At 68.5% G+C, this 15,280-nt stretch carries 8 protein-coding genes and 1 pseudogene; 4 read left to right on the plus strand and 5 right to left on the minus strand.

Annotation, left to right across the window (positions count from 1 at the left end):
• Positions 1-181: 181 nt before the first annotated feature.
• Positions 182-1,597 (minus strand): M14 family zinc carboxypeptidase, encoded by a 1,416-nt coding sequence (locus ACQP1V_RS18305; RefSeq protein WP_433424569.1) that lies wholly within the window; start codon positions 1,595-1,597, stop codon positions 182-184.
• A 1,539-nt stretch (positions 1,598-3,136) separates the two neighbouring features.
• Here ACQP1V_RS18305 and ACQP1V_RS18310 point away from each other — a divergent pair.
• Positions 3,137-4,309: a serine hydrolase gene (locus ACQP1V_RS18310; RefSeq protein WP_433424571.1), complete on the plus strand. Its 1,173-nt coding sequence runs from the start codon at positions 3,137-3,139 to the stop codon at positions 4,307-4,309.
• Here ACQP1V_RS18310 and ACQP1V_RS18315 read toward each other — a convergent pair.
• Positions 4,278-4,679 (minus strand): hypothetical protein, encoded by a 402-nt coding sequence (locus tag ACQP1V_RS18315; protein ID WP_433424574.1) that lies wholly within the window; start codon positions 4,677-4,679, stop codon positions 4,278-4,280. The two genes, ACQP1V_RS18310 and ACQP1V_RS18315, sit on opposite strands and share 32 nt — an antisense overlap.
• Before the next feature lie 58 nt (positions 4,680-4,737).
• Here ACQP1V_RS18315 and ACQP1V_RS18320 point away from each other — a divergent pair.
• A pseudogene (locus tag ACQP1V_RS18320) lies at positions 4,738-5,653 on the plus strand (IS982 family transposase).
• Between the two features lie 37 nt (positions 5,654-5,690).
• Here ACQP1V_RS18320 and ACQP1V_RS18325 read toward each other — a convergent pair.
• Together ACQP1V_RS18325 and ACQP1V_RS18330 are read right to left on the minus strand one after the other, a co-directional pair.
• Positions 5,691-8,210: an excinuclease ABC subunit UvrA gene (locus tag ACQP1V_RS18325; RefSeq protein WP_433424577.1), complete on the minus strand. Its 2,520-nt coding sequence runs from the start codon at positions 8,208-8,210 to the stop codon at positions 5,691-5,693.
• A gap of 167 nt (positions 8,211-8,377) precedes the next feature.
• Positions 8,378-8,908 carry a pyridoxamine 5'-phosphate oxidase family protein gene (locus ACQP1V_RS18330; RefSeq protein WP_433424579.1) on the minus strand — a complete coding sequence of 177 codons (531 nt, stop codon included), beginning with the start codon at positions 8,906-8,908 and terminating at the stop codon, positions 8,378-8,380.
• Between the two features lie 258 nt (positions 8,909-9,166).
• Between ACQP1V_RS18330 and ACQP1V_RS18335 the strand changes: the two genes are divergently transcribed.
• A complete protein-coding gene (locus ACQP1V_RS18335; protein ID WP_433424582.1) occupies positions 9,167-9,391 on the plus strand; it encodes a DUF2007 domain-containing protein in 225 nt (74 codons plus the stop codon).
• A 782-nt stretch (positions 9,392-10,173) separates the two neighbouring features.
• Positions 10,174-11,709 (plus strand): S8 family peptidase, encoded by a 1,536-nt coding sequence (locus ACQP1V_RS18340; protein ID WP_433424584.1) that lies wholly within the window; start codon positions 10,174-10,176, stop codon positions 11,707-11,709.
• Between the two features lie 178 nt (positions 11,710-11,887).
• Here the strand turns inward: ACQP1V_RS18340 and ACQP1V_RS18345 are convergent, their stop codons facing one another.
• Positions 11,888-15,052, minus strand: a complete 3,165-nt coding sequence (locus ACQP1V_RS18345; RefSeq protein WP_433424587.1) for a hypothetical protein — start codon at positions 15,050-15,052, stop codon at positions 11,888-11,890.
• Positions 15,053-15,280 lie beyond the last annotated feature (228 nt).

The following is a 15,280-nucleotide window of genomic DNA, read 5'->3' on the forward strand; positions in this document are numbered from 1 at the left end:
GAATGGTCAAGTGACTTCATGGGGCGCGAAGTTCCCGTGGGCCTACAACGTCGCCGGATTTCTGCCGGCTCATCCGCCGCAGGGTGCCTGCGGGGCAGCCGCCGGCGTTCGTTCGGCTCATACGCCGCCGGGCGGCCCCTGGAGGGACCGCCCGGCTCATCGGGTGCGTGGTGACGTCCGCCTAGTCCTTCGGGCCGTTGCCGTTGAAGCGGGTCTTGCACTCCTGCAGTCGCACATCGACCTTCTCGCCCCTGTCGACGGTGACGTGCACCGTCTCGAGGACCTCGCCGGTCGGCCGGGCGCAGGTGAGCGTCCAGCTCTCCTTGAGGAACTTTCCAGGGCCGGTGGCGACGACGCCGGTCTCGGTGTAGGCCGGGGCCGGCCGCACCGACGGGTTGACGTGCCAGGTGAACTTGCCGTTGGTCGGAGTGATCAGGCGGGACTCCAGGTGGGTCGGAACCGCGATGGGCGGGTCGATGACGCTGCCCGCCTGCTTGATCGGCGCCGTCCACAGGTCGAAGTCCTTCGTGATCGTGAGGACCGCGCCCTTCGGCCCCTGGCCCGTGATCACGGAGTGTCCCGCCGGGTCCGCCGCGTACTCCAGGGCCACCATGAACGCCTCACGGTTCGACTTGCCCTCGTAGCGACCGGTGCCCAGGTAGTCCTCGATCACCTCGGGGTAGGTGTTGTTGGTCGACTGGGTCTTCATGATCTCGAACGTGAACCCGAGGCCGCGGGTGGCGTAGTAGGACCAGTCCGGGGTCTCGCCGGTCGTCTCGTAGTCGAACCCCGACTTCATGCCCGTGTAGCCGTTCTTGGCCGCCATCGCGTCGGTCAGGGCGGCGTAGGCGGCCTCGTCCGGGGCGTCGCCCGCGCGCTTCTCCAGCGGCGGACGGAGGAGGGTGTGACCAGAGGTGTGGTTCGTGATCAGGACGGTGACCTGGTTGGCCGAGGTCAGGTCCATGATGTTCTGGATCTCCGGCTCGGAGCCCGGCCCGGGGCCGCGGGTCGTCGCGTTGGAACCCGCGTTGCTGCCCCAGCCGAAGGGGTAGTTGCGGTTGATGTCGACCCCGGCGCTGCTGGCGCACGTCGGCGAGACGCCGCAGCTGGTCCGCCGGTTGAGCATGAACCCGTCCACGTTGACGACCGGGACGAAGATGACCCGTGCCTGGTCGAGCAGGCGCGTGATCCGCGGGTCCTTCCCGTCGTTGTTGATCAAGTCGTAGGCGAACTCCAACGTGTGCTCGCCCGAGGGCCACTCGTTCCCGTGGTGCATGCCCATCATGAACAGGACCGGCTTGCCGTCGGAGGCGTCGACGTCGTGCGTCACCTCGATGCCGTACACCTCGCGGCCCTGGCGGGTCTTGTGCGGCAAGGTGATGTGCTTGACGAGCCCGGGGTGCTGGGTGCTCAACGCGAGCATCTCGTCGTTGTAGTCCGTGATCGCCCGGTAGGTGGTGCGACCGCTGGGCAGAGCCGCCGCCTGCGCCGCCAGTTCCTGGACGGCCGCCGCGGGGTCGGCCGACTCGGCGAAGCCGGCCGTGGCCGCCGGAATGCTGAGACTTCCGAGCAATCCGACGCCCAACGCAAGCGTCAAAACGCGTTTCCCGGCGCTTGGAGTCGTGGGCGGCTGCGAGCCTCGTGAAGACATGGGGGGACCTTTCTAGCTGCAGACGAACTGGAAACAGAAACGCGTCCATTTATTCGAGCTGCTCTTTGGGGAGTGCTCCTGGACGCCCCCGATCGGCCGTTGACTGCAAATTTTCAGGTAGTCTCTGCGATGAATGCATACCTGTCAACCCTCAGTTTCTCCGCACACGCGCGGAAGGTCGACGGTGATGGGTGCTTTACAGCGAGGCCCCGGGGGTGGATCGGGCCGAAACAAATTGGTGCGCCACCGGACCGGTGAGTCCCGGCGGCCGGGCGTCGCTCGCGCGCCCAGGTCGGAGGGGATATCGCGGGCCGCTCGGTGCAGGATCGCGGGGCGGCCGTGCATACGCGTCGGATGCGCCGGACTCCGGCCGGGGAGAGGAGCCGGGCGCTGCCCGGGCGCCGGTGTCCTGAGGGTGGGTCCCGGGCCGGCCCAGCCGTTGGCCGTATGGCCGCTGAGCTGCGCACTCTCCGCGTTAAGCCTGGTCACAGGCCTCCTGTCAGGCCCGGAAGATCAATGTGGTCGTGGGAGGCCCCAGGCCGGGTGAACCGCCGCGAGATCGGGCTTCCCGGCAGTCGCTCCTCGTCCATTTCGGATCGCGTGCGCCGTGCCGATATGCACGAAGAAACGCCGCAGTGTGAACGACGGTTTCCTGGCCGTAGTATTCGGAGAAGATGCCCTGGAACGATCGCATGTCGTCGAGTGGGTCGAATCAGATCGGATATTGCTTCATTCATTGCAGGCTTTGTCGTTTGCTCGCTTTCGGTCTGACGGTGTGAATTCATAATCTCGCGGGCAGAATGGCCCCGCTTCGGAGCGCGATCGGCACGGATCGCGTGCGGATGGACCGCTATTGGCCGAATGGCGCTCTCGACGAACTCATCGGCGAGTTGACGGATTCACGGGATGCGCCGAACCGGTCAACGGGATGACGTGAGAGAAAGCCAGTCACCGTGACCCGAATGTGCGACGCCGCGATATCCCGCTTCCCGACTTCGCTCACGCGGGCGAGCGACTCTGACGCGGTTCTCCGTCGCCTCGTGCCGGGCCCCGGGCGCGCCGCTCGCGTACCGGCTCGTCGGTCTCGCGGCAACTGGTGACGCCAGGTACGGGCCACGGTCCGGCGGCGCTGCCCGTACCCGATGAGCCGACGGCGTCCGTCATGTGATTGGCGGGTGCGGCGGCGTGGCGGAGTTTCCGGCGATGCTGGAAACGGGATTCGAGACGGGAGAAAAGAGGGACGCATGACGACTCCGGTGAAATCACCCCCGGGTAGCCGGATACGCGATACAGCTGTGGCGTACGGTGACGGACGCGCATAACCGCCGACCGTGCGGGAACAGCGCGAAGGTTCCCCAGAAGGTCCCTTGACCGTTTGTTTGGGAGTGGCCGCTCAATCCCCCGGAAACGGGTCGGCTCATGCCCTGGGATGTTTGTACGTCATGAAAGTCCCTTGTACGGCAGTTCGGGCGGGGATGAGGGTCAATGGGCGGTGTGGCGGTGTCGCCGTGGGCCTTCGCCGTACAGGTTCGCTGCGACTCCGGTGCCACGGTTCGCGCACGCGGACGCGGTGAGCGCCGCGCTGACGACATCGCCTCGGCCTCCAAGCAGTTCACCGCGGCCTGCGTGCTCATGCTGGCCCACGAGGGCAAGTTGAGCCTGGACGACGACATCAGGAAGCACGTGCCGGAGCTGGCCCTGGAGAGCGAGGTCACGATCGGCCAGTGCCTGAACCTCGCGCCGTGGTTCGGGTTCCTGGCGGACGGGCGGGTGCTGGGGACGCGGCTGCGTGACGCGCTGCTGGAGCGGGGAGTGCTGGCCGACGGGACCGTGCTGTCCTACGCGCACGGGATCTTCCATTGGAAGGTGGGCGAGCTCGACGCGTTCGGCCACACGGGCGGCATGCACGGGTACGTCTCCAACCTCCTCTACCTGCCAGGGCCTGATCTCGGCGTGGCCGTGTTGACCAACCAGAGCGCCCTGGACCCGGTCGGTCTCAGCCGCCGGCTGGCTCTCGAGCTCACCGGCCAACGGGAAGATTCCGAAAATGTCGCCCGAGGCCGGGCCCCCGCGCCGGTCGTGGGGCACTGGTACGAGGAGGCGACCGACACCCCGATCACCGTCGCCGAGGCCGGCGAAGGCCGGGTCGCCATCGTGCAGCAGGAGGCCGAGTTCGCCCCGGGCGCGGACGGCCGCTGGTACGGCGTGGGCGAGGCGCGCACCACCTGGCTGGCCGTCGAGGACGGCACCCTCATCGTGGGAAGCACCCCTCGGGACGAGCCTCCCATGATCTTCACTCCCTGCCGTGCTCCCGGCGAGGACAGGGCCCCGGACGGCGCGTGGCTCAGCGACGAATACGACGTGCTGGCCGTGCTCAAGGACGGCAGGTTCACCATGGGCCTGACCCTGGAACTCGACACCGAGCCCGCCCCAGCGGGCGCCTGGCGGGCGGGCCCCTTCACTCTCCGCGTGGAGCCGGGCGGCGACCTGACGATCAGCGGCGAGGGCTTCCGCCGCATGCGCTTCACCGCCCAGCCGGAGGGGACCACGCCCGTGGGCATTCCCCCTGGCCTGGTCCAGATGATCAATTCCAAGGGGTGCCTGCGGAGGGTGTGGGGGTGGGCGGTCAGGCGTCGCGGTCGACTTCGGGGTGCGTGAACCGCACGGGCTTGCCCAGCGACCGGGCGTAGGCGATTTCGGCTCGGGTGCTGTCTCCGATGTAGTCGCCGACTACGAGCACCTCATCAGCGAGCCGGATCTTCGCTCGGTGCAGATCGTCGAGTCGAACCTTCAGCGCCTCGGCCTCGACAGGATCGGACCAAAGTTCGTGCGGCGACTTCATGTCGCAACCCGGCTTGACGACAATCTTTCCGGCTTTGGTCTCCAGCAGATCGGCCTCGGTCATCTCGGTCATGAAACGGGTGGAGCCGCAGATCACGACGATACGCGGGAGGCTCAGCTGCTTCTTCGCGTCGGCGAGTTTCTCCTCGGGGGTGAGCGGTTGCGGGTATGACACTGGTTCCTCCACGTGGTGTGGTCCAAGGAGTGCCTGCGGAGACGAGAACGAGGGTGTCCAAGATCGCCTTATGGCGAACGACGTGGACACCCTCGCGACAGCACCCTATGCGACGACCGACGACCTGCTGAAAGAGCATCCCGACCTGGCGCCGTGGCGCCCGCCGGTCGGCATTACGCCCCGCCTGAGCGATGCCGAATTGGTCACCCTCGCCATGATGCAGGCCATACTCGGCTTCACCTCCGAGGCCAAATGGCTCCGCCATGCCCGTGCCCACCTGCGCCACCTCTTCCCCTACCTGCCCCAGCAGCCCGGCTACAACAAGCGGCTGCGCAAGGCCGCCGGTCTGATGCGAAGCGTCAACCGGATCCTGGCCACCACCACCTCGGTGTGGAGCGACGACGTATGGGTCGTGGGCTCCACCCCGGTGGAATGCGGCCGCTCCCGCGAGACCGTCAAACGCTCCGACCTGGCAGGCTGGGCCGAATACGGCTACTGCGCCAGCCACAGGCGCTTCTTCTGGGGCCTGCGCCTGCACCTGGTCTGCACCCTTCAGGGCCTGCCCATCGCCTTCGCCCTGACCCGGGGCCAAGGCCAACGAACGCGAGACCCTCCTCGACCTCCTGGCCGCCGAATGCGAGCTTCTGCGAGAGCGCCACGGACAGACTCTCATCGGCGACAAGAACTACTTCGGCCGTGGTTTCGAACGCGAACTGTCCGAGCGTGGAGTCCAGTTGCTGCGGCCGGCCCGTAAAGGTGAACGGGAACGGCCTGGCGCAGCCCTGTTCAAGCCACTGCGGCAGGTCATCGAATCGATCAACGAGACCTTCAAGGGACAGCTTGACCTCGAACGGCACCGAGGGCGCACACCCGGAGGGGTCATAGCCCGCGTCATGCAACGCATCCTCGCGCTGACCGCCGCGATCTGGCGCAACGACGCCACCGGACAAACCGTCCTACGCTCACTGATCGCCTACGATCACTGACCCCTTGGAATAGATCATCTACACGAGCCCCGGCGTCTCAGCAGCGCGCGTCTTCTCGTACTTCCAAGAGTGGCAGGCCCGCCGCGTACCTCCGGAAGAAGCCGGCCGTCGGGGTGTCCGCCGTCGCGACGGCGTCCGGAGTGCCCTCCGCGACCACCGCACCCCCGTCCGGACCGGCCCCCGGCCCCAGGTCGATCACCCAGTCCGCGGACGCGGCGACGGGGATGTCATGTTCGGCCACAACGACGGTGTTGCCCGAGTCGAGCAACACATCGAGCGCATCCACCACACGCTGGATGTCAGACGGGTGCAGGCCCGAAACGGGCTCGTCGAGAACGACGAGCCCGGCCTTGCGGCTCGCCGCACCGCGTTGGATCGCGGACGCCAGCTTCAGCCGCTGCGCCTCGCCGCCGGACAGCTCGGTGGCGCTCTGGCCGAGTTGGAGATAGCCAAGCCCGACCTGGTTCAAGGCTCCCAGGGTGTCCGCGAGCTGCCGGGGCTCGGAGAACTGCTCCACGGCCTCGGCGACGGTCAGCTCCAGCACCTGATCGATGGCCAGCCCCTGATACTTGATCTCCAAAGCCTCCGGCTTGTAGCGCCGGCCCTCGCACGCGTCGCAGACCACCCACACATCCGGCAGAAAGTGCATATCGACCAGCTTGCGGCCGTAACCGGTGCAGATCTCGCAGCGGCCACCACCCGCAGTGTTGAAGCTGAACCAGGAGGCGTTGACCCCGCGTCCGCGCGCCACGTCGGTTTCGGCGAACAGCTTGCGGACAATGTCGAACGCCTTGCTGTAGGTGGCCGGGTTCGACCGCGGCGTCCGCCCGAGAGGTTCCTGATCGACGACGGCGACCCAGTCGAACCCCTCCAGGCCGGTCACCTGTCGCACCGTGTCGGTCGTCGTCCCGTTCAGGGCGGCCTCCACGCTCGCCGCGAGCGCGCCGAGCAGGCTGCTCTTGCCGCTGCCGCTCACCCCGGTCAGGCAGGTGAGCCGACCGGCGGGGAAACGCACCAGGTCTGCGGTCACGTTGTGCGCACGCAGGCCGTGCAGCTCCACCCAGCCAATGTCATCCCCGGCCGGACGGCGGGTCCGGCGCAGCCTCGGCCCCTCACCGGCCAGATAGCGTCCGGTCAGCGACGTCGGGTGGGCGGCCGCGTCGGCGGGAGGCCCCGACACCAGGATCTCACCGCCGAGGCGGCCCGCGCCGGGCCCCATGTCGATCACCCAGTCGGCCCGGGCGATCAGTTCAGGGTCGTGCTCGACCAGGAGCACGGTGTTGCCGGCCTTGCGTAGCTCCAGAGCGATGTCGAGCAGATGCGCCTTGTCCGCCGGGTGCAGCCCGGTCCCGGGCTCGTCCAGGACGAAGACGATGCCGCTCAGCTCGGTGCTGAGCTGCGCGGCGAGGCGGGTTCGCTGCAACTCACCCCCGGACAGCGTCGCCGCGCTCCGGGACAGCTGGAGATGGACTAGGCCGAGCCGGCCGAGGATCCTGAGCCTGCGGCCCAGGTCCTGCAGCAGCGGCTCACCCACCTCGCGCTGCCGGGCGCCCAGGTCGCCGGCCACACGCTCCGCCCAGCTGTGCACCTCCCGAACGTCCACCTCGAGCAGGTCGGGATAGGTCAGCCCGCCGAGCCGCACGGACCGGGCCACCTGGCCGTACCCGCTGCCGCCGCAGGTGCCGCACGGCTGCTTGCGCATGTACGGCAGGTAGCGCTGCTTGGCGCTGGAGGTCTGGGCGTTCATGAACACCCGCTCCACCTCGGCGAGCGCGCCCCGCAGCGGCTGGCTCGAGGTGTAGGTCACCGAAACCGTCTCCTTTTTGTTGGACATGTCGACGGTCGCCTCGACCTTCTCCTCGCCCGTGCCGTACAGCACACAGTGGCGGAACTCCTCGGGCAGCGACTGCCACGGCCGACCGAGGTCCACGCCGCGCTTCTCGGCAAGCGCCGGTACGAACGCGTGCTCCCCCGACCGCCACTTCGCGTACCAGGGCGAGGCCCCCTCGAAGAGCGGAAGCTCCGGATGGGTGATGACCAGGTCCTCCTGCGCCTGCCAGCGCCCGCCCACCCCGTGGCAGTCCGCGCAGCTCCCTTCCGGCGTATTGCGGTCGAAGTGAGTGGTCGTCAGATGCCCGTCTCCACTCTCCGCCGCCGGGTCAGCGCCGATTCCCGGAAGGCGCGAGAACAGCAGCCCCAGGTGCCCGTCGATACCGGTGATCGTCGCGACCGTGGAGCGGGGGTTGCGGTTCAGCCGGCGCTGGTCGACCGCGAGCGTCGCGCCGAGTCCCAAGATGCGGTCGACCTTCGGCCGATTGCGCTGGGTAATGTACTGCCGTACGAACGGCGAAAGCCCCTCCAGATACCGCAGTTGGGCCTCGTTGTGCAGGGTGTCGACGGCCAGCGAGGTCTTGCCGCTGCCGCTCACTCCGGTGAAGGCGACAAGTCGCCCTTTGGGGATGCTCACCGACACGTCCCGCAGATTGTTGGTACGAGCCCCCACCACGTCGATGGTCTCGCGCCCCATACTCGCGATGTCCCGTATGAATGCGGTCAATCTTCGTCCACCCTCTCACAACGCAGCAGAACATGGGCGGACAGACCCCCATGCCGAACAAACCGATTACGCCACTATGCGGCGGCCGCTCGTCACAATGGCGCTGAGCGGCCGCTTCACCAGATCTCTCAGCACGTGGCCGGTCTCGACGCGGCCCGTGCCGCAGATCAAGACCAGGACACCGCGGTGAGCTTGTCCACGCCGGGGGCGTGGACGGTCATCCAGTGCGGATGCAGCCGGTAGTAGACCACTTCGTTGTCCCAGTCGAAGAAGTCGTCGCCGTAGAAGTCCTTGAAGTAGGCGAGCAGGTCCGGCCAGTCTGCGGCCGGCTCGCTGTGCTGGGGGTTGAGGATCTCCACCATGCCGTGCGTGAACACGCCCAGGTCCTCACCGCGCATGTGCGCGGCGCTGACGGCGGGGCGGGCGGCCAGGTGGCGGGCCTTGGCGGCCGTGCGCGCCGTGCCGAAGTGCCACTTACCGTGCAGGAAGTGCCCGTCCACCCCGCTGATCCGCGGCTCGCCCTTCGCCGTCACGGTGGACAGAGCCAGGGTGCACATCCCGGTGAGGACCCCGGTGAGCTCCTCTGCGGTCAGTGTGCTCTCGGTATTGATGATCGAGCGGAGATGCGAGGTGGAGCGGGAGAGAGAAGCGTCCAGCAGGGCCTGCAACTCTTTGAGATCTTCTCGCGTTTCGCGCATTACGGTCCTTGTCTATCTCTAGGGCTCGGTCCACGTCCTCCATCGGCGCCGACCAGCGAACCATGTTCGCTTCAAAACCCGACATCTTGTGTCTTGATTTTTCATCGGTTGTGCGAACACCACCGGGGCCGCTCGGTAGGCGAGCGGTCGATACCCTGCCGCCGACGCGAGGTACGCTGGATCAAGGGAAGGACCTGGGCGAGCCAGGTCTCTTCCTTGCAGGTCGGCCTCCATTGCCGCGTCAACAGGGGAGGGAACGTGCGCGAGGTGGTCCGTGCCAACGATCCGGCACTGATCTCGGCTGTCGAAGCGTTGCTGCTGGAAGCCGAGATCCCCTATCAGATCGCGGACCAGAACATGAGCATTCTTGAAGGCGGCATCGGTGCCTTCCCCCGGAGGGTGCTCGTCGACGATTCCCGGGAAGAGGAAGCGCGCCAGCTTCTGGTAGACGCCGGAATTCCGCCGAAGGGCATGCGGCTCTGAGCGGCCGGGCCTTCCTCACCGGACGCCCGTCCGGCCCGGTCGCGTCCCCTGATCCGCCCGGGTTAGCGCTACTACCGGTCCGCGTTAGTTCCCAGCCTCAACCGGATCAACGACTGTAGCGGTCGCCCTGTTGCCCATCGAAGACCTGGGGTCGAGGGTGGTCGACGGTGCCCGTCGTGGGTGCGTGGTGGCCGACGTTGCCGTCAGACTCGCCCGTCTGCCTTTGGCCGTTGACGTGGTGGGAGCCTTCCTCCCGAGCATCTCAGGGCGTGGAGACAGGCCGTTGACTGGATGTGTTCTCATCCCTGAAAGCCGCGGCCGAGAGGATCGAGCCCTGACCTTCTGATCCGTAGGGAAGGGCAGGCCCCTCGTAGATGGCTCGCCGCCCTGCTCGACCGGTAGATACGGGCCCGGCGAGGTGTGATCGCGTAGGGTGGCGCTGCTGTACGCGCTGCTGTACAGCAGCGTGCCCGGGGTGGGCCGCGGTCGGGGCCCAGCAGGTGGTGGTACAGCTCCGTGTCGCGCATACCCCGATCCTGCGCCCCGGCGCTTGATCACCCCCACCGGACCCACACGAAGCCCGAAGCGCGCTTGATCGTCGGTCGGCAGGTAGATCCGGTCAGCCTTGCGCCTTGGTGAACTCTTGAACAATTCATGATCGAGCTGTTACGTTCACCAACCAACCTTAAAGGCTGGATTCGGGGCGATTTCGGGCTTTCGGAATCGGGGCCAGCCAGACCGCGGCGATGGGTGCCGCGGCCTGACCGTTCAAGGAGCAACGCATGCAGCATGCCCTCCCCAAGCGACGCCTCGCGGCCACCGCCGCGGCGTTCGCCATGGTGGGTGCCGCCTTCCTTGGAGGCGCGATCGACTCGGCCAGCGCGGCCACCACCGATGAGCCGACGTCGACACCGGTCAACGTGGACATCCCCGACGGGATGCTCATGAGCTACGTCGTCAACTCCCGGATCGCCAACCCCGGCCAAACTCGTCTCGTTGAGCGCGCGGTCGAGGCCGCCGGAGGTGTCGTCGTCCAGTCCTGGCCCGAGATTGGCGTGGTCGTCGCCCACTCTGACCGCGCGGCCTTCCGCGCGAACGTCACCGCCAAGGGCGCCAACGCGGTCGCCTCCGTCGGCGCTACCCGCACGGCCGGGGTCTCCGAGGGGACGCCGACCGACCTGGCCCCGCCGTGGGGCCCCGGCGCCAACGGGTACAAGAAGGGTGCCAAGAAGCCGGACAACGGCGACATCCCGTCCGACCCGCAGCCTGGCGAGGGCCTCGACCCCAACGAGGGCGTCCAGTGGGACATGCAAATGATCAAGGCCCCGCAGGCGCAGGCGATCTCCGACGGCAACCGCAACGTCCTCGTCGGGGTGCTCGACAGCGGCATCTCGCCGACGCACCCGGACCTCAAGGCCAACATCGACGTCGCGAACTCGGTCAACTGCACTAACGTCGGCCGCCCGGATCAGACGCCGTTGGCATGGCGCCCGACGTCGAGCGACCACGGTACGCACGTCGCCGGCACCATCGCCGCCGCCCGCAACAACATCGGCATCGTCGGTGTCGCGCCGAACGTGCGCATGGCGGCCGTCAAGGTCGTCAACAACGACGGCTTCATCTACCCGGAGTACGCCATCTGCGGCTTCATGTGGGCGGGCCTGAAGCACATGGACGTCACGAACAACTCCTACTATGTCGACCCGTTCGAGTTCTGGTGTGACGACCAGCCCGACCAGGCCGCCAGCAAGGAGGCCGTCCGGCGCGCCGTGGAGTGGTCCACCAAGCAGGGCGTCGTCCACGTCGCTGCGGCGGGCAACTCCAACTACGACATGGCCAACAAGACCGTGGACACGGGCAGCCCCAACGACGCGCCGAGGCCGACCGTGCGCACGATCAACAACCGCTGCAACGACATCCCGGCTGAGCTCGACGGTGTCGTGACGGTCGCATCCCTGCAGCGCGTGGGCACCACGCTGGACAGCATCCGGTCGTCCTTCTCCAACTACGGCCTTGGCAAGATCGACGTCGCGGCTCCCGGCTCGTCGATCTACTCGACGACGTGGAACACCCGGACGGGGGCCGACGGCTACGGCACCAAGAGCGGTACGTCGATGGCGAGCCCGCACGTCGCCGGCGTCATGGCGCAGATGAAGTCGGCGCACCCGTCCTGGTCGCCGGCTGAGATGATCAGCGAGCTCAAGGCGCGGGCCGAATCCAAGCCGTGCCCGCAGAACACCGCGGCGTGCATCGGCACCGTCGACGACAACAGCTTCTTCGGCGCTGGTGTCGTCGACGCCCTCGCAGTCATCAAGTGAACTGACCCTGGTATCACCTAAGTGACACCACCACGCTGGGCCTGCACCGTCATGAGGGTGCAGGCCCAGCGCCGTACGGCGACCAGGAGTTGCAAGCGTCAGGCCTTGGAAAGCCTGGTGACTGGAACTCGAGGCTCTCCACTGCGCGCCGCGGCCCGGAATCGACAACGCGCACAGATCAGCGATGGAACGTGAAGGCGAACAGGCCCGCGGTACCGGCCGCGTAGATCCCCGAGCCGTCGGGCATCCACGCGCAGCCCTCGAGCGTGCTGTCCACGAACACCATGGTCAGGCACCTTCCGGTGGCGGCCTCCCAGACCCGCAGCCGTCCCCGCGCCGCGGTCGTGGCGAGGTGGACGCCGTCGGGTGAGAAGGCGACGCCCGTCAGCTCCCCGTCGTACGCGGCCTCCCAGACCTGCTCGCCGTCCAGATCGAACAGCTCGACGCCGCCGTACGTCGCCGCGGCCACGGACCGGCCGTCGGGGGCGATGGCCAGCGCGTTGATCAGCGCTTCGGCGGTCATGGGCGGCCCCAGCGGATGGCCCTTCGCATCCCATCTGCGCACGTCACTGCCCGCTGCGACGGCGAGCCACGACGCGTCGGGGGCGATGGCGAGGGCACGCACGTCGTCGCCGTGCCGCTTCGTGGTCGTGACGTGCCTGCCGCCCGCCGTCGCGATGCGCACCCTGTCGCCGACCGCCATCGCCGTCCAGGCGCCGTCGGGCGAGATCGTCACCGCTCTGATCTCCGGCCGGCGCCTCATGGATCTGCTCGCGCGTACCGTGCCGTCGAGGTCGTGCAGCCGCGCGGTCCCGTCCCAGTCGCCGGTGAACAGGTACGTGCCGTCAGGCGCGATGGCCACGCTGCCACGGAAAAGGTCGGGGCCCTGGTGCCGCACGCTGCCATCGGCGTTCCACAGGGTGAGGCCGCGCAGGCCGGTGGTGGCCAGCCAGGAGCCGTCCGGGGCGACCGCGACGGAGTACAGTTGCCGCTCGCCGGCCCGCCCCGGCACGTCTTCACGCAGGGCGATGCCCACGTCCCAGATCCGGACCGTTCGATCTGCGCCCGACGACGCGAGCCAGGTGCCGTCCGGCGCGATCTCCACGGCGGTGACGTCGTCCGCGTGGCCGTGGAGGCGGGCGAGGATCGTGCCGTCGACGTCCCGGAGGACGACGTCGTCGTGGAGCTCGCCCACCGCCAGCCACGAACCGCCGGGCGAGATGGCCAGGCCACCGCCGTGACACTCCACGTCGTCGAATTCGGCGCGCAGGCTGCCGTCAGGGTTCAGCAACCGGAGGTTCACGTCGGTCGTCGCGAGCCACTCTCCCGAGGGCGCGATGGCGACGGCGTCGGTGGAGCCGAGGTCCGCCCTGAGGGTTCCGTCGGAGTTCCGCAGCTCGGCGGCCATGAAGCCGGCGAATGCGACCCACGACCCGTCGGGCGCGATGGCGATGCGCTCACGGTGGCCCTCCAGCCCGTCCACAGCCGCGCGCGGCGTGCCGTCGGCGTTCCAGAACCGGACGAAGCCACGACCGGACGAGACCAGCCAGGTGCCGTCGGGAGCGATCTCGACGGCGGACACGCTATCGGGGTGATCATCGAGGACGTTGATCATTTTCCCGTCGGCCCGCCACAGGCGCACGCTGTCGTCCCAGCCCGCGCTGGCCAGCCAGGTACCGTCCGGGGAGACGGCCACAGCGGTGACCACCAACTCATGCCCTAAGTGGCTGTTCAGTTGGGTGCCGTCCGGCTGCCAACGCAGCACCCGTTTGTCCCGGCTCGATGCGGCCACCCAGGTGCCGTCGGGGGCGACGGCGACGTCGGTCAGCTCGCCCGTGTCGCCGTGCAGCGTACGCACCAGGGCGGGGTGCGGCAGATCCGGCGGCGTCCAGCACGACTCCAGCCAGGGCCTGCCGATCTCGTGCCGCCACGCGTGGGCGCGTTCCGCCATGCCCGGTACAGCGTGCAGGCGGCAGGCGAGCGTGGGGAACGCGTCCCCAAGATCGCGCGCCGTCTCGAGCAGGTGGGCGGAGGCGGCGACGGTGCGGCGGAGCAGCTCGACCTCGCGCTCACCCGCCTTGTCCAGGTCGCCAAGGACGGCCTCGACGCCGGACAGCTGCAGCCGGCCGGCGAGCCATGTCACGTCGCCCACCGTCGCGGCCAGTTCCTCCGTGGCGCCGGCCGCCGCCTGGTAGCTGACGATGTTCCGGAGCGTCCACGTGACCGTGCCCGGAAGGGCGCCCCAGACCTCCAGGATGTCGCCCGGGTCGGCGTCGATCAGCCTGCGCCGCGCACGGTCCAGTCCCGCCTCGCCAAGGAGGCCGCGTACGTGGGCGCGGACCGTGGACGGGAGCACGAGAACCTGCTCGTCAGTGTCGTGCCTGAGGAGCGACAGGCTCTCCAGCCGCGCGATCAACGCGTTGATCTCGTCACTCGTCATGCCCGCGTCCGAGCACCACAGCATGGCCGCCACGCCGATGGGGATGGGCTCGCGCTCGTCGAACAGGCCCAGGTCGAGGAAGCGCTCCGCGGCCGCGGGGTCGATCGTCCGCAGCCAGCCGACTGAATGATCCACCGCGGCGCCGATCAGCGCCGCCCGGGAATCGGGGTCGGCGAGGTCCACGCCCTCCGGCAGCCGCCCGACGATCCCCACGTCGCCCTGGGCGATGATCGCCGAGCGCACCAGCGTGATGGCGAACGGCCAGCCGCAGGTCAGCTCCGCCAGCCGCGCGGCCGTCCCCTCGTCCAGCACCGGCAGGTCGTGCCGGAGTAGGGCCGTGCTCTCAGCCGGGGTCATCGGCCCGACCGGCACCGTGATCGCGAACGGCGGCGCCTCCTCGACGGTGCCCGCCGCCACCAGCCACGTGCAGCCCGGCCACATGAACGCCAGGTCGACCACGACGTTGGCAATCGGCCCGTCGAGCACCATCAACCGCCCGCCCGGCCGGAAGATGCGCTCCTCCAACAGGCGGGCCACCGCTTCCTCGTCCTGTGGGGCCGCCCCGAAGGCCTCGGAGAGCTCGTCCGGGTCGAGCCCGGAGTACGGCTCCATGTCTTCGAAGAGGCCGGTCATGACCTCCGTCAGCTCCTGGGCGAACTGGTCCGGGTGTGTCGTGGCGCTGACGGTCGCCCAGTCGATGCCCTCCGGGAAGCATACGATCACCTCGGGTCTCCGCAGCGCGGCCGCCAGGACGGCGGTGACGCCCATCCCCTCAACCCCCGCCGGCTCCGGCACCACCAGCACCAGCCCGCTTTCCCCCGAGGTCAGCGCGGCGACGAGCCGATCCACCGCTTCACGCTCGATCCGTCCCTCCGCACCGGAAACCGCCCCCGTTTGCGCCACGTGCTCCCCTTTCCACCCACCATCATCGGGTTCAACGTAGCGCGATCATCCGGAGTTCAGGGTTAGGCCTCGTTTCTGGCGAAATGGAAGGGCAGTGGGTGCCGCCCAGGCCGATAGTGGCGCGGCGCTCGAACCGGAATCCGGAGGCCGAGCCCATCCATCCCCGCATGCCCGACCAGAAGGGTGCCAGGCAGATACTCCTCTCTTAGATGGACGCAGTCCTGCTCC

This window comes from Microtetraspora malaysiensis, from assembly GCF_050947145.1.
Classification (GTDB): Bacteria; Actinomycetota; Actinomycetes; order Streptosporangiales; family Streptosporangiaceae; genus Microtetraspora_A; species Microtetraspora_A malaysiensis.

Coding starts and splice junctions, on each gene's coding strand:
- ACQP1V_RS18310 (WP_433424571.1), top strand. CDS start 3,137: ATGGGCGGTGTGGCGGTGTCGCCGTGGGCCTTCGCCGTACAGGTTCGC.
- ACQP1V_RS18330 (WP_433424579.1), bottom strand. CDS start 8,908: ATGCGCGAAACGCGAGAAGATCTCAAAGAGTTGCAGGCCCTGCTGGAC.
- ACQP1V_RS18340 (WP_433424584.1), top strand. CDS start 10,174: ATGCAGCATGCCCTCCCCAAGCGACGCCTCGCGGCCACCGCCGCGGCG.